The organism is Yoonia sp. D2-7 (genome assembly GCF_055809435.1).
Genome location: NZ_JBVVTX010000004.1, coordinates 104,689 through 125,376, shown reverse-complemented (window position 1 = coordinate 125,376; position 20,688 = coordinate 104,689). Strand labels below are relative to the sequence as shown.

At 52.5% G+C, this 20,688-nt stretch carries 17 protein-coding genes; 12 read left to right on the top strand and 5 right to left on the bottom strand.

Annotated features, from left to right (window positions below; genetic code table 11):
* Positions 1-305 precede the first annotated feature (305 nt).
* From AC0L7R_RS18945 to AC0L7R_RS18935, 3 genes are all read right to left on the bottom strand, one after another.
* The gene (locus AC0L7R_RS18945; RefSeq protein WP_473660893.1) at positions 306-788 is read right to left on the bottom strand and encodes a hypothetical protein; all 483 of its coding nucleotides are present in this window, start codon (positions 786-788) and stop codon (positions 306-308) included.
* Positions 781-1,776: a hypothetical protein gene (locus AC0L7R_RS18940; protein ID WP_247130061.1), complete on the bottom strand. Its 996-nt coding sequence runs from the start codon at positions 1,774-1,776 to the stop codon at positions 781-783. Before AC0L7R_RS18940 ends, AC0L7R_RS18945 begins: the two co-directional genes overlap by 8 nt.
* Before the next feature lie 330 nt (positions 1,777-2,106).
* Positions 2,107-3,717: a family 43 glycosylhydrolase gene (locus tag AC0L7R_RS18935; protein ID WP_473660891.1), complete on the bottom strand. Its 1,611-nt coding sequence runs from the start codon at positions 3,715-3,717 to the stop codon at positions 2,107-2,109.
* Between the two features lie 260 nt (positions 3,718-3,977).
* On the opposite strand from AC0L7R_RS18935, the gene AC0L7R_RS18930 reads away from it, so the two are divergent.
* The 11 genes from AC0L7R_RS18930 (at position 3,978) to AC0L7R_RS18880 (ending at position 16,547) form a co-directional block, all read left to right on the top strand.
* Positions 3,978-5,078: an NUDIX domain-containing protein gene (locus AC0L7R_RS18930; protein ID WP_473660889.1), complete on the top strand. Its 1,101-nt coding sequence runs from the start codon at positions 3,978-3,980 to the stop codon at positions 5,076-5,078.
* 93 nt (positions 5,079-5,171) lie between these two features.
* The gene (locus tag AC0L7R_RS18925; protein WP_473660887.1) at positions 5,172-6,608 is read left to right on the top strand and encodes a nicotinate phosphoribosyltransferase; all 1,437 of its coding nucleotides are present in this window, start codon (positions 5,172-5,174) and stop codon (positions 6,606-6,608) included.
* 177 nt (positions 6,609-6,785) lie between these two features.
* Positions 6,786-7,826, top strand: coding sequence for a GSU2403 family nucleotidyltransferase fold protein (locus AC0L7R_RS18920; RefSeq protein WP_473660885.1), 1,041 nt, complete (start codon positions 6,786-6,788; stop codon positions 7,824-7,826).
* A 621-nt stretch (positions 7,827-8,447) separates the two neighbouring features.
* Positions 8,448-9,110: a sugar transferase gene (locus tag AC0L7R_RS18915; RefSeq protein ID WP_473660883.1), complete on the top strand. Its 663-nt coding sequence runs from the start codon at positions 8,448-8,450 to the stop codon at positions 9,108-9,110.
* 559 nt (positions 9,111-9,669) lie between these two features.
* Positions 9,670-10,698, top strand: coding sequence for an NAD-dependent epimerase/dehydratase family protein (locus tag AC0L7R_RS18910; RefSeq protein ID WP_473660881.1), 1,029 nt, complete (start codon positions 9,670-9,672; stop codon positions 10,696-10,698).
* Positions 10,695-11,432 (top strand): methyltransferase domain-containing protein, encoded by a 738-nt coding sequence (locus AC0L7R_RS18905; protein WP_473660879.1) that lies wholly within the window; start codon positions 10,695-10,697, stop codon positions 11,430-11,432. The genes AC0L7R_RS18910 and AC0L7R_RS18905 overlap by 4 nt, the downstream gene beginning before the upstream one ends.
* A complete protein-coding gene (locus AC0L7R_RS18900; protein ID WP_473660877.1) occupies positions 11,429-12,217 on the top strand; it encodes a DapH/DapD/GlmU-related protein in 789 nt (262 codons plus the stop codon). Before AC0L7R_RS18905 ends, AC0L7R_RS18900 begins: the two co-directional genes overlap by 4 nt.
* Positions 12,214-12,978 carry a DapH/DapD/GlmU-related protein gene (locus AC0L7R_RS18895; RefSeq protein WP_473660875.1) on the top strand — a complete coding sequence of 255 codons (765 nt, stop codon included), beginning with the start codon at positions 12,214-12,216 and terminating at the stop codon, positions 12,976-12,978. Before AC0L7R_RS18900 ends, AC0L7R_RS18895 begins: the two co-directional genes overlap by 4 nt.
* Positions 12,975-13,970: a flippase-like domain-containing protein gene (locus AC0L7R_RS18890; protein ID WP_473660873.1), complete on the top strand. Its 996-nt coding sequence runs from the start codon at positions 12,975-12,977 to the stop codon at positions 13,968-13,970. The genes AC0L7R_RS18895 and AC0L7R_RS18890 overlap by 4 nt, the downstream gene beginning before the upstream one ends.
* A gap of 78 nt (positions 13,971-14,048) precedes the next feature.
* A complete protein-coding gene (locus AC0L7R_RS18885; protein WP_473660871.1) occupies positions 14,049-15,644 on the top strand; it encodes a hypothetical protein in 1,596 nt (531 codons plus the stop codon).
* A gap of 177 nt (positions 15,645-15,821) precedes the next feature.
* Positions 15,822-16,547 (top strand): sulfotransferase family 2 domain-containing protein, encoded by a 726-nt coding sequence (locus AC0L7R_RS18880; RefSeq protein WP_473660870.1) that lies wholly within the window; start codon positions 15,822-15,824, stop codon positions 16,545-16,547.
* Positions 16,548-16,573: 26 nt separating this feature from the next.
* On the opposite strand, the gene AC0L7R_RS18875 is transcribed toward AC0L7R_RS18880, so the two are convergent.
* Both AC0L7R_RS18875 and AC0L7R_RS18870 read right to left on the bottom strand, forming a co-directional pair.
* The gene (locus tag AC0L7R_RS18875) at positions 16,574-17,347 is read right to left on the bottom strand and encodes a methyltransferase domain-containing protein (protein ID WP_473660868.1); all 774 of its coding nucleotides are present in this window, start codon (positions 17,345-17,347) and stop codon (positions 16,574-16,576) included.
* The gene (locus AC0L7R_RS18870) at positions 17,331-18,587 is read right to left on the bottom strand and encodes a glycosyltransferase (protein WP_473660866.1); all 1,257 of its coding nucleotides are present in this window, start codon (positions 18,585-18,587) and stop codon (positions 17,331-17,333) included. The genes AC0L7R_RS18875 and AC0L7R_RS18870 overlap by 17 nt, the downstream gene beginning before the upstream one ends.
* A gap of 503 nt (positions 18,588-19,090) precedes the next feature.
* Here AC0L7R_RS18870 and AC0L7R_RS18865 point away from each other — a divergent pair.
* Positions 19,091-20,566 carry an oligosaccharide flippase family protein gene (locus AC0L7R_RS18865; protein ID WP_473660864.1) on the top strand — a complete coding sequence of 492 codons (1,476 nt, stop codon included), beginning with the start codon at positions 19,091-19,093 and terminating at the stop codon, positions 20,564-20,566.
* Positions 20,567-20,688: the final 122 nt, after the last annotated feature.

Here is a 20,688-nt window from a genome sequence, read left to right as displayed (position 1 = left end):
GATATTTGAGGCGTTTAATCCAAAATACGCAGTTTAACCCGGAAACCGCTCTCTAATGGCCATTGTTGTCACCTGACAATCGTAAAAAATACGTTATATCAACGTGTTAACGATTATGGTTGCCCGAGTTATTCAAAAAGCCCTGAAAATAGGGCCGTTTCAAGTAGGGCAGGGGGCCGATCAACGAAATGATGTAAAGGACACTGATGTACGTGTGCCCATTGCTGACAGCAATCAAACCGTGACGGTGCGCAAGGGCCAGTCGGGTTTGACACCGTGTTTGTGAGCAGAGTTGGCTTGCATCCTCAATCACCATCGTTTTGCGTGATGATGGTGCGCGCTTCGATCCTTTGCCCGTTCACGATGTAGTATGAATGGTCATTGCTGCTGAGGTTCACGGAGATTTCGTGATCGCCCGCTGGCAAGTCAGGGATATGGAAGTTCGGCCCGTAGAGGCGTGCGATTTTGATGCCATCCACATAAAGGTGGGCGTGGCCTGTATTTCCGACGTTTTCGCTGTTCACCATTTCGGGCGTGAAACGGAAATTGTCGGTCGTCACTGACACATTCCAGCCGTTCATAGGGTCTTTTGTGACGGCGATTGCGATCTGCGGGGCGCCGACGGCTGGCACCTCTAACATCCCGTGTTGCATGTCGTGTGCCATCATATCGACTGCTGTCTGCTGCACGGGAAGATCGCGGAATAGTGGCGCGATGAGGACGCCGATCAGAATAGACGCAATGCTGAGGTAGATTAGATATGGAAATCGCAAAGAGATCTTAGACATCGTGAGGCACCCTAACGGTTTTCAAGTTTGTATTTTTGCGCCAATCAGGCACCAGCTTTCTGAGTTTCCACCGCTGGCCTGCGCCCAAAAGCAACAGGACAAGCGCGACGCCAATGATGGGCATATGACCGACAAATTCGACCAGCGCTGCTTCGTTGTTGCCTTCGATCAGGAACAAGACATTTGACGTCAAAAGCACCATAGACAGGGCAAGAACTGTCAGACGGGTGGTTGTTCCAAGCACCAGAATGATCCCGAAGATCACTTCGACAAATCCCGCCGATAGTGCAAACAGACGATCGGTCACGAATTCGAACCCAAGAGCAGGCAAGAAATTCCATGGGTTTGCAGCGAGGAAGCTTTCGGCCAAGATGGCACCGAACAGCTTTTCGGCCAACCCGAGCGTGATCAGCGAAATCCCGACAAGGATGCGCATGATTGCCACCGAAAACGGTTTGTACTGTGCGCGCAATTCTCGTGTTGGCAAGTTGTTGATCAGCAAGAAGATCGCAATGCCAACCATGCTGAGATATTCCAGTGCAGCGAGGACGCCAAATTGGATGGTCAGTCCGAGGTGGAGAATGATCAGCAGAATTGCCGCATGGCGCACAAAACGGTTGGCGATCAATAGAATTCCGATGATGGCCTGCAGGAAAATCAGTTTTGTCCCGAAGGCCCCATAGGCGACCAGATGGGGTGCCAGCAGCGCGCCTTCATATGCTGTCAGCAGCAATGACATGCCTGTGAAGATACGCAAAATTTCGATGAAATCATGCCGGGTTTCGCTGCCGACGACGCGGACCTCTGGTAGCTTTGTGTCCAACACGAAGGACGCAAGCACGATCATGATGGACATCGCTATCCAGATCAAAACCTCGGGGTCAGTGATGCGGTAAGCGACGAAATTTTCGATCGTTACGTTGGTGTCGACAAACCACCGAACGTGCGCAAAGGCCTGCGTCGCACTGAAGGTCAAAACAAGTATCAAAAATGCGCCCAGACTCAAAAGGAGCGCGGGACTTAGTTTATTTCCGATGGATGACATTGGCCGCCCTTACATTGCCTAACGCGTCACGAAATAGCGTGATGTAGGCGCTGGTCCAGCGGCAGCTGACAGATCTGTGATCGGCCTTTATGGCGAGACAATTGGCACTTCGATGACCGTTTTGCCACACAGATAGATAAGTGCGTGGTGCATTTCACGACGGGCACCATAAGGCACAGAACATAGGCGCGTTCTGCCTATCGACCAGCTGATTGTTCCACGACCGAAATTGCTTCGGCGGGCAGGGGAGGCGGCCTTAGACCGCCCGCACAATCACGTCGTACCGTTTGGTATGTAGTCGAAGTGATCGAACCGTGCTTCGCGTGCGCGGCCTGATGTGTCGATACAGTGCATCCCGACGAATGCGCCTGTAAATGATGCGTGTTCGCCGCGCCCTCCTTCATCCGAAATGATTGACGCGTCGAGAGTTTCGCCGATCTGTTGCCATTCCCCGCCTTGCCGCCACAGGAACTTTTGGGACGCGTGATCGACGTCGACCCGCATCTCGACCGGCCCGTCGGCGACGGGGATAATGTCGGACATCCATGACAGCACCCCGTCTGGCCAATCACCTGCGCAGGACACGACACGCAATGCACGTTGGCCGTTCTCATAGGTCAGGATCAGCCCATGGAATTTGCATCGGTTGTAATAGGTGAACAGACCCGCTGCCTGTTGGTAGGTGTCAGGGTCAAAGTCGACCTGCGTTTCGGCCGTGTAAGCGTGGTGTTCCTGCCGTCGCGCCAGCAGCGATTGTTCGAACCATGATCCCCAGCTTTCACGACCAGTCAGGACCACGGCACCTGGTTCAACGCGGAACAACCGATCTGGGTTCGGTGTGCGCAGCCATTGGAATTCGGGCGGAAAGATGCCATCTGCGAAGTCGCGACGTATCGCCTGCGGCGCATGTGGCGTTGCGGTGATGCCCTTAGGGGCAGGGACCTCTTCACGCGGAACTTGGCTGCCGTGTTCGAGGTAGAGCCAATCGTCGCGCCAAACACATTTCTCAATCCCTGTTTCGCGACCCATCGGGCAAAACTGACCTGTGCCGTTTGGACCGGACATCGGGCGGCCCATCAGGAAGGTGTGGTACACTTCGCCCTCCGGCGTTTCGACCATCTGCCCATGACCGGTGCGTTGAATTGGGTGATCTGGTGCATGTTTCGTCGTGATAACGTGTTTGTCTGGGTGATCCTCATAGGGACCAGCAATGCCGCGGGACCGTGACAGGGTGACCGCGTGCTCGTAGCCTGTGCCGCCTTCGGCCGTGGTTAGGTAGTAATATCCGGCGCGTTTGAACAAATGTGGCGCTTCGGTCAGGCCGCGATCTGTTCCGCCGTAGATATTTGTGATTGGGCCGGTCAGTCCGGCATCAGGAGACCATTCTTGCAACAAAATCCCGTCGAAGCGGTCATGCGCTGGGTTCACGCCAGAACCCGCGCCGCGGTGGTTCCACTGCATGTTCACGAACCATTTGCGCCCGTCGTCATCGTGGAACAAGGACGGGTCGAACCCTGAAGAATTAATATACCATGGGTCGCACCAGTCGCCATCAATTGTCTCGCAGGCGGTGATGTAGTTGTGCGCGTCTTTGAAATCCCCATCCAGTCGTTTGACATCTGTATAGACCAACCAGAATTTACCGTCGGCATGCGACAGACACGGTGCCCAAATCCCGCAGCTGTCAGGGTTGCCGCGCATGTCCAAAAGTGCCGCACGGTTCAACGGGCGGGCGACCAGACGCCAGTTCACAAGATCAGTGGAATGGTGGATTTCAACGCCGGGGTACCATTCGAACGTCGACACCGCGATGTAGTAATCCGATCCTACTCGGCAAATCGAAGGATCGGCGCGAAAGCCCGTCAAAATTGGATTACGGATCATGGTGTCAGTCCTTCAGTCGTGTACAGGGGCGCCGTCGCGGATCGGGATCGGCTGATTATAGATGCCGGCGCATCATGTTGACGGGGCGTTTTGTGTCAACCTTCAACGCCCTTTTCGCACGACGGCAGGTGGTGACATGCAACCTATGCATAACACCATTGATGACGTTCTACTTGCCCGCAACTGCGCGTTTTGCTAATCTCACGAACAGATCAGGGAGGTCCTGATCTACAAAATAATCGCAGCGGAGGTCGCGCGAGATGAGCAAGATGCACACATTGGCCGTGTTTATAGGCCGTTTCCAACCATTTCACATCGGTCACATGGATGTCGTCGATAGCGCATTGGCGCAGGCCGACAGTCTATTGATTTTGGTGGGTAGTTCTTATCGCCCCCGCAGTTGGAAAAATCCTTTCTCCTACAACGAACGCGTTTCGTTCATTCGTACCGCCACTGAAAATGCCGCGAAACCTGTCGCGACATTGCCGCTGGTTGATACGTTGTACAACGACCGCGCTTGGACAACCAACGTGCGGACAGCTGTGACATTGCACATGCGCAAGGCTGGTTTGGACCCCGATGCAACCAAGATTGTTTTGGTCGGTTTGGAAAAGGATAAGTCGTCCCAATACCTGAACTGGTTTCCATCGTGGGAATTGAACGGCGTGGCACCTTCGGTCCACAACGGGGTCGTCGTAAATGCGACCGACTTGCGGGAAGGGTTGTTCTTTGGCGAAGGCGTGGATGGTCTAGCGGATCGATTTGGCAGCCAGCAGGTTGCTGCTGTTCAGCAATGGATGGCGCAAATGCCTGATGCAGCTGAGACAATCCGCAAAGAGGGTGCGTTCGTCCGCAGTTATCAGGATCGTATTGCGAAAGCAGAGGCAGTTTACGGGTATCCCATTCCGATCAACACCGCTGATGCCGTCGTGATCCAGTCCGGCCACATCTTGATGGTTGAACGCAAGATGGAACCCGGTAAGGGCCTTTGGGCGTTGCCCGGTGGCCATATCGACCCTGATGAAACCGCCGAAGAGGCCAGCCTGCGCGAGCTTTACGAAGAAGCAGGATTGGACATGCCGAAGGGTGCGATGCGGGGACGATTGCGTGCGCGCCGTGTGTTTGATCACCCTGACCGGTCTGAACGGGGCTGGGTGCGTACCGAGGCCTTTGTTTTCGAACTGCAAGATCGCAAGTCGCTTGAAAAACTCAAGGCGGGCGACGATGCGGCCAACGCCCGATGGGTCCCGATTACCGAAATCACACCAGACACTATTTTCGAGGATCACTTCGATATCATCCAAGCCCTCGTCCCCGATGTACCCTTTGCTTATTCGTCCATTTTGATGGCGCAAAGCTAAGGTCCATTGCCCGCGAGAGCATATCTTTGCACACCAAACCTGCGGGAGGTCCGCAGGTTTCATATCCGTCCCAATCCGAGGAGGAACAGGACAATGACCTACGATCCCAAGGGCGCAAATGCGCTATTCCCCAATGCTGTCGCCGTGGACAACATTCTGTTTGATACCGACAGTTACAAGCTTTCCCACTTCTCTCAGTATCCCGAAGGCACCCAGTTTGTGTCTTCTTATGTGGAACCGCGCCGTGCGTGGGGCCAGATTGATAAGATCATGTTTTTTGGATTGCAGATAGAGCTGGCCAAACTGGCGGGACGTGTTGTCACACAGGTGATGCTGGATGAGGCTAGTCCGTTTCTGAAAGCCCACGGTTTCGATATTTTCATCGAAGGTTGGCAGTATATCATCGACACTTACGATGGTCGTCTGCCGATCCTGATCGAAGCTTTGCCCGAAGGTACCCTTGCGCCAGTATCCATCCCACAAATCCGGATCGAGAATACCGATCCGAATTGCTACTGGTTGGTTTCTTACCTCGAAACACGGCTGCTGCGGGCCATTTGGTATCCGTCCAGTGTGGCCAGCCTGTCTTACTTTGTGATGAACAGTATCCGCGACCGGCTTGAGCTAACTGACGGTGATCCTGCGGGCGCAAAGTTCAAACTGCATGATTTCGGTGCCCGTGGCGCGACATGCTTTGACGCGGCTGGCATCGGTGGGGCGGCACACCTTGTCAGTTCTTTGGGAACCGACACTATTGCCGGATTGGTCTACGCACGTAATTTCTATGGGGCTGATATGGCTGGGTTCTCTATTCCCGCCAGCGAACACTCCACCATGACTGCGGCGGGCGAAGACGGCGAATTGGACCAGATGCGGCGGTTCTTGCGACAGAACCCAGAAGGGATCATCGCCTGCGTGAGTGATAGCTACGATCTGATGCGCGCGGTCAAAGACTACTGGGGTGGTGCGCTGAAAGACGACGTTTTGGCCCGCGATGGTGTATTGGTCGTGCGGCCTGATAGTGGCGATCCGCTAGAGATTGTCCCTGACGTGATCGAAGCACTGATGGCCAAGTTCGGATACAGCCTGACCAAACAAGGTTACCGCATTTTGCCTGAAAAGGTCCGTGTGATCCAAGGGGATGGCGTTAACAAAGACTCTATTTTGGAGATCATGGACGTGATGATTGATCGCGGCTTGGCGATTGGAAACATCGCATTCGGGATGGGCGGTGGTCTGCTGCAAAAGGTTGATCGCGATAGCTTTGGTTACGCGATGAAGGCGTCCGCGATTTTCTATGACGACAAGTGGCACGACGTGTTCAAAGACCCGATCACCGCAAAAGGCAGCAAGACCTCCAAGAAAGGGAAACAAGGCGTGATGCGGTCCGATTCAGGCGCATTTGTCGCTAGACGAGCGGCAAACATACCAAAGGGTGCGGAAGCATTGGAATGTGTGTTCCTGAACGGTGAGATCAAGAAGGTGCAAACCTTCGATCAGATCCGCGCAACCGCGTGGCCCGTCGCCTAAGTGCCCATAACGAACCAGACCAGCGGCCTCTGCGGGGGCCGCTGTTTTGATCAGGCAGCGCTGCCACATGGCTAGACATATGCGTGCCAATTTTCCGCATTGGCATAGAATACCTTGGAGATCGCACAGATCAGCGTTATACCACACAGATAAACATATGCGTGGTACACAATGGAAATGGACATCAAAGAACATACGATGACGGCGAATTCCGCCTATCTCGATCTACTTGATCTTCACCTCAGTGAAAGCTTGTCCGATATCCGCGGTATGCCGACTCAACGCACCCGCAATGGCCGCATATATTGGTACGATAGGTACCGGGTCGGATCTGACACGAAAGAAAGGTTTCTGGGCGAGGACAGCCCAGAACTGAACGCAAAGCTGAAATCCCACAAGGCGCATAAGGACGACGCCAAAGCGCGTAAGGAACGGATGTCGTCGCTGGCACGGATCATGACCGCTGACCGATTTATGCGGCTTGATAAGACGTCTGGTTCGCTTTTGTCAGCGATGGCAAAGGCGGGGTTTTTCCGTTTGGGCGGTGTCATCATCGGCACCTATGCGTTCCGTGCTTATGAGGGTGAGCTGGGTATCCGGCTGAGCGTAGAGCAGGGAGCCTATACACAAGATATTGATATCGCCGGGTTTGAGCATCTGAGCGTCGCGATTTCCGAGACGGATCAGGCAAATCCAAAGGCTGACGACATCTTCAAGGATCTCAAGTTCGAAGCGATCCCCGCGATGCCTAACGAACATATCTGGAAATGGACCCAGACCAAAGGCGAGGCTGTTGTCGAATTCTTGGCGCCGTCTTTTGGCAGCGAGGAGTCCACCAAGTATCTGCCAGCGTTGGGGGTGTCGGCAAAATGTCTGAACCACCTTAACTACCTGATCAGGGACCCGATTGATGCGGTTTTGAACTATGGCTCCGGCGTGCTCGTCAAAGTCCCGTCCCCGCAACGGTACGCCATTCATAAGTTGATCGTATCAGAGCGCAGGGCAGAGGGGCCAAGCCCGATCAAAGCCCGTAAAGACCGGATGCAGGCCGAATTGTTGATCAGCGTTTTGGCACAGGAACGACCAGACGCGCTTTGGGACGCCTATCAAGAGGCTCTAAGCGAAGGGCCAAAATGGGTCGCGCGTCTTGAAAGTGCTTTGCAGAAGATGCCAAAGGTTTCGGGCGTTTTGAATGGGCTGACGGGCGCGGAAGTTTGACCCTTTGGCAAACGGCTGTTTCAATTGCCAGATGATTTGCCCACATTCGTACTAATGAAGTTGCTATTTTGCGTAACACGATCCTGTTTCTCTGTGGCGTTTGCGGTCACCGATGTTGTTAACGAAAAAAGTGCCGATTCGAATGTCACGGTCGCTACTTTGATGGTCGAGTTCGGCAATTTTTGGCCGCGCATTCAATGCAAGAGTTGGTCAACATCCAAACATTATAGCTGGCCGTCAGAGCTCAATTTTCTTTTGCATTCGTCCGCTGAGCGACTCTTTTCAATTTGGAGGAGTTATCGCGTTTAACAATGTGTAACATTTATTTAGACTTTTATTTCCAAATGCTTATCGCTACTTATGAGTTTCAAAAAAGCATAAAAATACAAGCTAGAAGTGTGATTCGAAGCGCTTCTCATATATCGCTTTGACAAAAATCTTATTGCCTAAAAATTTGTCATAACAATTCGGGATTCCGTGCCTTCATAGCAGGCGGTTAAAAATAACTTGCGATCCATGCTCTCTCAGGCAATCATGTTAACTATTAGTAAGCTTTATGACGCCGCGGTCTTATTTTGGGCCGAAATCCGTCAATTATTAAATTTTTTAGGTGGTTAGGAAATGTATCATTTCGATTTCACTCAGACATCCAATTTGTGGACAACACAATCTAAGACTAAGCGCGCATTCGATATTTTTGTAGCAGCGACAATGCTTGTTCTCTTTGCGCCATCAATGCTGCTTATCGCAATTTGCCTCTTTCTGGTCAGCCCCGGCCCCGTCATTTATGCACACAAGCGGGTCGGAAAAGGCAATGTACCGTTTTATTGCCTCAAGTTCAGAACAATGGCGATCGACGCTGAGCAACGTCTCGAGGATTTACTTAACGCTGACCCTGAAATGCGGCGAGAATGGAAACAGACACGGAAATTGCGGCATGATCCCCGAATTGTAGCCGGAATCGGAAATCTGTTGCGCAAATCAAGCCTTGATGAACTGCCGCAGATCATCAATGTTTTACGCGGAGATATGAGTATCGTTGGCCCGCGCCCAATCGTTGAAGATGAACTTGCGCACTACGGCGGCTTTAAAGATGCTTATCTTTCGGTGCGTCCCGGACTTACAGGTCCGTGGCAGACATCAGAACGGTCGGATGGATCATATGTATCTCGGGTGATGAAGGATGTGGATTACATCTACAATGCGAGTTTGCGCACCGATATTTCACTAATCTATACGACTGCGAGTAAGCTGATAAACTTGCGATTGGGTGGCGCTTACTAGTCAGGATCTTTTGGGCAGGCGCTCGGCAATCAACGCGGGGTCGGTTTCTGGGTGGTCTGCAGAAAAGGCGAGATAGGAGTCAAGTAGAACAAGTGGCCCGCTGAGGAGCCAAGCGGCGAGTAGCCAAATCCAAATTGGCCCCCCGAAGTTAAGGCCTAGAAATGGAAACAGTACTAACAATGAACCTGTAATTCCAAGGACACGACAATAGTGCATGTTTTCCTGCCTTTGCGACCCAACCTTCTAAATTGGCGATAGATTTTTGTCGGTCTTATTGTTTGCTTCGATGGTCACGACCTTAGGGTTTCAAATGTATTTTCCAAAGCTTTTTGTAAAAAAGGTAAAAGGGGTGTGACATTATCGTGGTGGCGTGGCGAGCATATTCTAGGCGGCGCAAGTGGCAAATTTATCGAAATTGTCGACGGATCGGGCCGTCTGCGGTAGTCTGAATGTAAAGATATAAATCAAAGCCTGTATTTTGATGCTTTGATCAAGGCCTAATATCATGCGCTGCGTGATGAATTTATTTTACGACTATTTGTACCGAGGTAATTAGTACATGGCGGAAGATACTAGGAAACTGGCGCTTGTCACAGGTGCTACGGGGTTCACTGGGGGGCGGCTGGCAGAAATGCTGGTGGCACAAGGCTACTGTGTCCGTGCCATGGTCCGAGATACAGATGGCGCGGCGGCACATTCTTTGTGTGGGCACGGCGTCGAGACAGTTCAAGGGGATTTGACCGATACAATCGCGATCAAAGACGCGATGCAAAGCGTTACACATCTCTTTAACATCGCAGCTGCCTACCGTGATGCCAGTCATCCCGATGATTACTATTTTCAGGTGAACAGAGACGCTGTGCGTGACTTGATCAACGCCGCTGAAACCGCCGGTGTTGGGCGCATTGTCCATTGTTCGACTTGCGGCGTTCATGGAGATGTGAGCGAAATTCCCGCCAACGAACAAACAGCGTTTCGGCCCGGCGACGTTTATCAACGTTCGAAACTAGAAGGCGAAGAGATTGCGCGCGAAGCTATGGCACGGGGCGTGCCCATCTCGGTGATCCGCCCAACTGGTATCTATGGTCCCGGTGATCTGCGATTTCTAAAATTGTTTCGCACCGTCGAAAACGGGACATTTCGAATGTTTGGTGACGGTGACATCGCGTACCATATGACGTACATCGACGATATTGTGCAGGGCCTAATTCTAGCAGCCGAACATCCTGCCGCGATTGGTGAAGTGTTCCTAATCGGGGATGAAAACTATACCACTCTCAATCGTTTGGTCGCCGAAGTTGCACGCGTTCTCGATGTTGCGCCACCACGCGGTCATTTGCCCGTTGCACCGCTGATGGCAGCCGCCGTTGTTTGCGAAGCAATTTGTAAGCCTTTTGGCATTGACCCACCTCTGCACCGACGGCGCGTGTCCTTCTTCACGAAAGCCCGCGCATTTTCGGTGGATAAAGCCAAACTAATGATCGGATTTCAGCCGCAGACGAGCCTTTCTGATGGATTGCGTCTAACTGCAGAGTGGTACCGCGACACCGGCAAACTGCCTCCTGCTAAGCCAAAGCGTGCAGCATGACTGCATCTGTGATTCCAGATATCGGGTCGCCTGATGCCGACTTGGACCCTTCAGGCGATAGGTATGCCCAGCGTTTTGCCGGTCCGGTGGGGGAATATTTGCTGTCACGTCAGACAGAAGCGTTGCTTGATCTTCTCAAGGATATGTCAAACGCGGCTGTCCTCGATATCGGCGGAGGTCACGGACAATCCGCACGTCCGCTATTGGCAGCGGGACACAAAGTCACAGTCATGTCGAGCAGTCGTGCGGCGTGGGGTCAGATCGCCGACCTTGACCACCCCGAACTTGAACGAACGGTAGGCCCGCTATTGGAATTGCCCTTTGCCGACAAAAGTTATGACGTGGTACTGGCCTTTCGCATGATGGCCCATGTTGGCAATTGGCAGCAACTTTTGGACGAAATGACCCGGGTCTCGCGGCGTGCGGTGATCATCGATTTCCCGCTGCCTGGCGGGGCTAACTTGGCAAAACCAGCGCTTTTGTGGGCGAAGAAACGGGCAGAGGGGAACACCCGCGACTACGCAACAATGGCTAGGCGCGATGTGCATAAGCACCTTAACGGGCGCGGTTTTGGTATCAAAGGTGAGGTGGGGCAATTTGTCATGCCGATGGTGGTCCACCGGACCATGAAATCACCATTTGTTTCGCGAACCACCGAGGCCGCGCTTCGAGCGATTGGATTGGACCGTGTCACGGGGACGCCGGTGGTTTTGCGCGCGGATCGCATGCCATGACACGAATCGAGAACAGCAATTCCAATGCCGCGCTGGACAAGGACCGAGTGCTTGAGCAACTTCAAGAAGAAGGATCTGCTTTGGCAAAATACCAAACCTTCTTTGTTGGCAAACCCGGTTTTTGGCCATTTTTGCGATACGAATTCGCAACGTCTTTGGCGGGAGGCTTTCCTGGAGCTGCTGGCTATGCGTTGCGAAAGGCATTGTACCCCGGATTGTTTGGTAAGACTGGTCGGGGTGTCAACTTCGGGCGCAATATCATTCTGCGCTGCCCGCCGCGCATAAACCTTGGCGGTGGTGTGGCGATCGACGATAATTGCACATTGGACGCACGGGGTGCCGCACAAGAAGGGGGATTGTCGATAGGTGACAACACGCTCCTTGCACGCGATGTGATAGCGGTGGTGAAACAGAACCACCTGATAATCGGAAAGAGTGGTTCGATTGGCAGTCAAACCACGCTGTCGGCGGTGTCAGGAATACGGATCGGCGATCACGTCATTATAGCCGGTCAATGCTACATTGGAGGCGGGCGCTACCGCACTGATCTTGATGCTGGTCCAATGGTCCTACAGGGTCTTGAGACGCGCGGCGAAGTGGTGATCGGCAATGACGTCTGGATTGGTGCCGGGGCACGGATCCTTGATGGGGCGCGAATTGGCGACGGAGCCATCATTGCAGCAGGGGCTGTCGTCAATTGCGACGTACCTGCAAACGAAATCTACGGCGGTATCCCGGCGCGCTACATCTCCAGTCGCAAGCCTAGCGCAGAGGTGCTCAAGTGACCGCGAATTTGCCCGAGAAGTTGACGTGCCAGCGCGGTGGGCCGCTGAAAAAGTATCTTTTGCGCGTTGTGGGCAGCGAAAATATAGGCCGGCTTATCCTGCACGAAGCAGTGACAATGTTTGTGTCACCAATACCGGGCGCATTGGGATTGGCCCTACGGCGATTATTCTTTCCGTTGCTCATTGGTGATTGCGGCCGCGGCGTTGCATTTTCGCGCGGCATCGTCTTGCGCTGCCCCAGCCGTTTGTCGGTGGGTGATGGCACGATGATCGACGACCGTGTCTTTTTCGATATCAAGAGCAGCGAAGCATCGCTGGCATTGGGTGCGCGCAACCAAATCATGCACGCAGTTCATTTTGAGACTGGATACGAAGGCAATATTACGCTTGGCGATGATTGTTTTATCGGGGCATTTGCCATTCTGAACGGACATGGCGGCATAAAAATCGGGAATAACGTGCTGATTGCTGGCCATTGTCATATCGTCGCCGGTAACCACCGATTTGAAGATCCCAGTGTCCCGATCACTGCCCAAGGCATTGACAGCCAAGGTATCACGATTGAAGATGATGTCTGGCTGGGTGCTGGTGTAAAAGTTTTAGACGGCATCACAATAGGACGCGGAAGTATTATATCCGCTGGCGCTGTGGTTAACCGTGACGTTCCGCCCCTGAGCATCATGGCAGGCGTCCCGGCACGTTTCTTGCGCAAGCGGGGAGAGGGCCCCATTTCCGCCAACGGACAGGCGGCCCCTTCATGACCGCGACCACGAAAGGCACGCTGCGCACTTATGTGCCGTTAATGATCAAGATCGCTGTCAGCCTTGGTTTGATCGCATATCTGCTCTTTATCCAAATTGAAAACGTTAGTGATATCCGCCGCGCAGTGTCACAAGCGGACCCATATCTACTGTTTGTGGCGTTTTCTTTGAACGTTATCGGCTATTTGATGTGTTCTTGGCGTTGGCAGCTCTTGTTACGTGCGCAACAGTTTGCAGCGCCACTGATTGAACTCATCCGCGCCTATACGATCGGTATATTTTTCAACTCATTTCTTCCGGGCGTCATGAGCGGCGATTTGATGCGTGCACTGGATATTTCAGATCGGGTGCCGTCTTATACAAGGTCGTTCCTCATTCTGTTTGTTGAACGGCTGACGGGAATGTTTGGTCTGCTACTTCTGGCTATTATTGCGATGCCGCTGATTGGCTGGGATGTGGTATCAGAAACAGGAATTGGCTGGATACTACTGGCCGTCGCTGGCATCCTTTGCGCGTTGACCGCCATTTTTCTAAGCGGTCAGATGCGTGCCGTGGCTTCACGGATGAGCCGTCTTCGCGGCCTTGGATGGATGAAAGGGATCGTCGAAAAGATAAACGAGACGTCGATGCTGTTTGCCGCGCGGATGCGCGTCATCTATGGTTGTATCGGAATTTCGGTTATCTTTCAGGCCAATGTAGTGCTTCACTACTGGTTGATTGGTGAATCACTTGGTATTGACCTGCCGCTCGCAGTTTATTTCGCCATCATTCCGGTTTCCCTTTTTCTTATGATGATACCGGCGTCAGTGAACGGGATCGGTATTCGCGAACAGGCTTTCATATTTTTGTTCGGGCAATTTGGTTTGGCGGCAGAACTTGCTGTTTCACTTGCTTGGGTCGCGTTTGCCATGGTGCTCTTGCAAGCTGTCGTTGGTGGGATCGTTTTTGCGCTGCGGCGCAAACGATCAAAGCATGCGGCGGTCAGATTATGATGTGTACAGGCTCACCAATCCAACGATACCACCACGCGCAACCTTTGGCAGCATTGCGATGTCACAGTGAGATTGCGCATGTCAGAGCTTGAAGAAAGGTTGACGGGATCGCACGAAATGCTTGCTCGATCAGAAGATTTGACCAACAGGGGCAATATGCGGCGGGTTTGGATTTCGATCGGGATTATTCTGGCGGCATTGGTGACACGGGTGGGTCTGCTGGGCGCCCCTGCCGAATTTGACGAATTTTATCACTATATCCCAGCACTTGGGTGGCCGGAAACTGGCGAACTGCGCATCCTTGATGGCAGTTACACGCGGGCGTCGGCCTATACATTAGCTGTTGCACGATTTCTTGACGTGACGGGTCAGAATAGTCTGTTTGCAGCGCGCCTTGTTTCGCTGCTTCCCGGGCTGCTTTTACCTTTGGTATTGTTCTGGTGGGTTCGTGCGCATGTGGGTGAAACCGCTGCAGTCATTGCAACAGCCTTCGCTATTTTGTGGCCTCAAGGCATTTTGGAATCGCAGTTGCTGCGGTTCTACTCGCTTCATGTCTTGCTCTTCTTTGCCGGTGCAATCTCGGTTTATGCCGCTGTCATAGAACAAGGACCGCTGCGGTGGGTTCAGGCCGTTGCTGCAATTGGATTTTTAGGGGCAGCGATGGCCTTACAGATTACGACATTCGTTGCCTGCGGTGGAATTGTCGTTTTTTTGGTCGGGCATGTGCTGTTGCGATTGCATCCATCCAGACGCTGGGTCTGGGGGATCGGTAGTCTCGTTCTGATCGTGGTTGCGCTCGTTACTGTTTGGCCGGCCGGGGCGCTTGATCAGGCCTGGGCGTTATACCGGTTTTCACCTGATCACGCGATCGCAACGCGTGATTATGCCGCGTACTACCACAACAGCCTGCGTCGCGCCTATGAAACCTTCTGGCCGCTTTTCCCGGTGGCTGCCCTATTCGCGTTACGCCTGAATGCACGGCTGACTTGGTATTGCGTTGCTATCTTTAGCACGGTGCTGGTGGTGCAGTCGTTTGGGGCGATGAAAGCGGATAGATATATTTCCGGTGCGATGCCGTTCTTTTTTACGATTTGGGGAATGGCGGCGGTGCAAATTATGCGGGTTTGCCGCCCATATTTATCTTCGGTTGCAATGTTGGGCTGCACTGGCTTCCTTATGGCGTCGAATGGTTTTGTGATATCTTCAGCAAAAATGGTATTGGGGGGCGGGTATGACGCACGATTTCGACAAGATTTCTCGGGCGTGTCCGACCTGCTGGCATCATTGGATGACGACATTTTCGTAGCCACTACTCACGAATTGCACATGGTTGTGGAAACCGGTGGCTATAACATTGATGTCCGTCAGCAAGCGGGATGGGAAGCCGAATTCGATCCGAACGCTATCTTTGGACTTGATCCGCGCACGGGGCGCTATGCCGTCAGGGGAGAGGCGGGTTTGGAAATGCTATTAGGCTGCGTACAGTCCGGCGTAATGATCACCGTTAATAATGTCTGGCAAGGAGAGCGTATTGGTGAACCATTTCGTCGTGCCGCTGCGGCGCAGGATGTTTCTTTCGATGTTATAGCTGCAGGCATGCTTGTCGCGGTTCACTGGCAGACGGTTTTACAAAAAACGCCGCAATGTGAAGGTGTCCCTGACTTATATTATTAACCTGTTTGGTTGTTTGCGATTTGTTACCGGGAAAGAGTAGAAAATATTTCATCAACCGTTACTATCACAGATAGGTTTGGATTTAACTGACCTTCATTAGCCGTAAGATTTTTTTGTACGCCGCGTAATCATTTCGAAGATTCAACTATTTTACAAATATATGCAGGATTGTCTGCCATGCTCTATTCGCCGTCGCATCAGTTTATTTACGTCCATATATACAAAACCGGCGGAGAGTCGGTCATGGCAGCGCTGCGCAAATATTGTCCTATATATCAACGCAATCGCTATATTCGTAAATCTGTTCAGATATTTCCGGTCGCCGCACAGCCTGTCATGGATTGGCGTGCGGCGTTGGTGAACCGCCAACACATGACCGCTGAACAAATCCGTCATGTGATGCCAACCCATTTGTTTGATGCTGCGACTAAATTTGCCTTCGTGCGCAATCCTTGGGATTGGCAGGTGTCGGAATATTCTTATGCACGTCAATCATCGGCACACCCCCATCATGATCAGGTGCTTGGTTTTGGTGACTTCGAAACGTATATCCGACACAAGTGTGAAAATGACACGCGTCTGCAATGTTCGTTCATCTATGACAAAACCGGGAAGCGTTTGGTGCAACATGTCGGACGGTTTGAAGCATTGAGCGATGATTTCACCCGGATATGTGCGGAACTTGGACTTACGGAAAGCCTACCCCACGTGAATGCATCCAAGCGCAAACGTGACTGGCGGTCGTATTACGATGACAAGACGTATGATATGGTCCGCGAGGCCTACAGTCTTGATATCGAAACCTTCGGGTATTCGGAAAGCAGCACACCAACACATGTGATCCCCGATCACCTCAACGCTCCGGCGGGGTGGCACGAATTACCGGTTGGCGCGATCGCCTGACGCGACACGTCATGCGGCTCTGTTTTTTAACCAGTAGGACGTCGCGCCAGATAGATTGTGTCGCCCCGTGTCAGGGCATAACGCGCGGCCTGAGCACCATCGGCGACGACCAGTTCCAGATCAAATCCTGCCGCGCGAATGCGGTCTTCGATATCACTCCCGAAGAACAGAACGTGGTCCGCCTGCCCAAAGTGGCGATGTCGCGCGTCTGGAGTCATAATTGACGCATCTTCATAGCTCTTGGGCCACGAATGGATGACTGGAGTTGTCAGCATCGCTAGACCACCTGGGCGTAGAACGCGCCGCAGTTCGGGCAGCGCTTTACTATCGTTCACATGTTCTAGCACATGGTTCGCCATTACGGTGTCCACTGACGCGTCTGGCAGTTCAATATTCTCCATGTCCAACACCAGATCAGCGCGGCCCGGCGTAATATCCGCAGTCCGATATTGCGTACTGCGCGCACGCAATTCTGTTTCTAGACAAGCCTCTGGCGCAAAATGCAAAAAGCTACCAAAGCCGTCCTGGGGTGCCGACCCATCGAGCCAGTTCTTGATAAATCGATGTCGTTCTCGGGAATGGCAGTCAGGGCACTGGCCATCAAAGCGGATCGCATTAGAACCGAATATGGGATCGAAATGTCCCTCATATCCGCAAAGAGAACATTCGTAGGATTGCTGTTCACCGGCCGGACGAGACTTTTCGACAAATTCTTTGATTACGCGTTCACGACGATATTGCGACATGCGGGACGCCAATTGCGTGACGGCTTGCACGCCAATCTTATTTATTGTTTTCAATTGAAGGTTTCTCCCATGTGTCGCGATGCAAATCCGGGGCGGCAGGACGTTGTTCAAAGTTCCGACGGGTGTTTGGTTGTGCCATGCCAATCTGAGGCATAATTTTTTCGGTGATAAAGCGCGATAACTTGCGTTCAAATGCAGGACGACTGAATTCGCTTTGCACCCTGATTTGTGCAGCATTTGCGAGCCGCGACCGCAGTGACGGATCGTCAATCAAAGCAGTGATCCCGCGGGCCATGCTGGCCGCGTCGGGGTCGACCAACATTGCAATATCGTCATCCAGTACCTGCGTGTGCGTCGGTAGTCGTGTCGCCAATAGGGGGCGACCTGAATCGAGATAGCTGTAAACTTTCATCGGCGTATTGCGCCCTTTGGTGCGCGGCGACGCCACGATGGTTGCCTGCGCGAGATACCGTCCAATTTGCGCGACAGGACGGGGGCCAAGGACTGAAACTTGTGCGGTTATGCCTAGTTTTTGGGCGCGTTCGCGTAGCGCGGATACATGCGCCGGCGCTCCGCCGATAATGACCAGCTGTGCGATAGCACCCTTCGCAACTGCGGCGGCAAAGCCGTCTAACAACAGATCCACGCCCTGATAAGCTTCCAAATTGCCGACATACATGATGACTGGAACATCAAACTGACAATCCTCGGGCACCGGCAAGGACGGGGCATCATCGGTCAGTGGAATGTCTTCGAGTGTCTGGATGGGAAGGTCGGGCGCATGGGCGCGCGTTATATCGGAAAGCGCACGGCAACAGGTGATCGCGCCAATTGCTCCGCGGGCAGCGCGGCCTTCGGCGCGTTCGAATAGCCGTACAAGCCAACTCGGTAAATTGAATTTGTCATCTAACTGCTCTGGAATAGAGCTATCGATATCGCAGATATAAGGAACTCCAAAAAAGCGGCGTAGGATCAGCGCAATATATGCCGACTCTTCGACAGCAATCACAAGATCGTGCCGTCCCCGCCTGAGTAGAGTGGCAGCTTTTGGCAGCATGACGATATCGGCAATTAGTTTCCGAATGGAAAACCCAGGGCCAATGTCTGAGAGGAAACCCAAATGAGGAATGCGATGAACATTGACGCCGCTGATATCCAACTTCTTTCCGCCGGGGAACACTAGTAAATCAATGTGGTGGCCTTGCTTGGCCAATGCGGTCGCTAAATTGCGCACGGCAATAGGCGTTCCGCGTTCGATGAAAAAGGGCTGTGGCGCAAGTATCAGTACATCCATCAAAATCCCCTCGAAAGAGCAGCAATCGAGCCGAAAAACCCTGAATACAAATGCTCCGAATAGCATGTGCATATGGATTTATTCTTGCGCCAGAAAAATTGGCCGCTCACGTGTCGCAGGGACATCATGCTAAAAATCACTCGCTCAAAAATAATACGTGGGCGACAATAACTTGCCCAACATGATTATTGCGCGTTCGAGGCATTACGGCAAGAAAAACATGATCTAGGCTATCAGCTGCTTCATTCATGATGAAAAAATATGCACTAATTCGATTGAATCTTTTCAGGTATTGTATTGTTTTAGTCAAACCATTGCGCAGTTTAGGCATGTCGGCGATGCTTGATGGATAGCCTGAGCGGAGAAAAGAATGCAGAATATCGATGCAGGGTTAGCGCCAATCTGTGCAGATCAAGCAGCGGATTTAGGCCTGCATGGTCTGTCTAAAGCCCATTGTTTTGACTTTGTAATTTTGTGCCTGCATCAGTTTAGGACATGTTAATTTGAAGCGAAAATCAGCTTCACGGCCGACATTCTTTGCGAACGTCAGCGCCATGGCGGGTGGCCGAGTTTTGTCGATTGTCGCCCAAATCCTGATTCTGCCGATTATTGCGCGCTATCTCACGACATCCGAATTTGGCGCTGTGGCGCTGGCTATGGGCATAGTCGTTCTGGCCCAATTGCTAAGCGACGGGGGTCTAGGTAAATCCTTGGTACGGCGACCAGATTATGTTGCGGAAGAATGGGATAGCGTGTTTTGGCTGTTGGCTGGAATCGGCACTTTGCTGAGCGCCGTTCTATTCATGACCGCACCGCTGTGGGAGGCATTGTTTGCGATGCCCGGTCTGACCGAGTTGATAAGGGTCCTTTCTATTATTCCCATGATCCAATCGCTTTCGGCTGTCTTCAATGCGGCACTAGAGCGCGACGATCGCTTCGTGTTGTTGGGTGGCTTACGTATCGTTTCCGTCATACTCAGCCTTGGTGCTGCAATTGGGCTTGCGACGAACGGTTTCGGCGCGTGGAGCCTTGTCATGCAGCAAATCGTGCTCTTCACAACACTTGCCATCGGCGCAGTGATCGCAAGCCCATTTCGTCCACGGTTACGGCTCAGACCCAAGTGGTTCAGGGGGCATCTGCGGTTTGCGCGCGATACGGTCGGAACTTCGCTCGTGTTTACACTGCAGCGACAGGCGCCAATCATGATGCTTGGTTTTGTATTGGGAGCAGGGCCGCTTGGGCTTTATTCGATGGCACTGCGGTTGCTGCGATTGCCCGAACTCGGTCTGGCCGGACCGGCTTCACAGGTCGTGTTTGTGCGGATGGCGCGGCGATCCTCGGACCCTGCAGGCATTGGTGCCCTCTACCTCGCGGCACTCCGCCTGCTTGCTTTAGTCATTGTACCGGGCATGTTCTGTCTCGCGGGGTTTGCGCCCGAATTGATTCCGCTCTTGCTGACCGATCGGTGGGGGAACGTTGCGCTTATCTTCGCGCTGGCAGCACCAGCTTTTGCGCTCGAATCGACGACATCGATGGCAGGTATGGCCTTTCTGGCAGCGGGGCAGACGACGCTGAGATTGCGGATGGCAACCGAACGCGCAATCCTGCAGATCGCGACGATCGCAATTGCGGTGCCATTCGGCATTAATGCTGTGGCGTTTGCGCTGTCACTCTTCGCAATAATCTATACGCCACGGCTGTGGTGGTATGCCGGACGAATAGCCCCATTTTCGCGAAAAAAAGCATTAAGTGCAATTGCTTGGCCGGTTCTATCAGGCATTTTAATTTGGCTGATATCAGCAATGCTCGTTTCGTTGCTTGAAAACCAAACTGCCGTATTTTTGTTTGCTCTCGCTATTGGAATGACGGCAATTGGTTGGGTGCTTGCTGCACTGCCCCAATTAAGCGAATTGCGAGGTGCAATCGCATTATTTCGCAAAGACGAAGGCACCGTCTCACAAGTTAAAGATTCAACCTGAAATTGTTAGCCGTCTATACGGATCCGTAAAACTTGCCGTATTGCGAAACTAAAAGTATCATGTGAGTCTAATTTTTTCGATTTCTTTAAGACTAATTTATTTTTGTAAACGCCTTTAGGAGG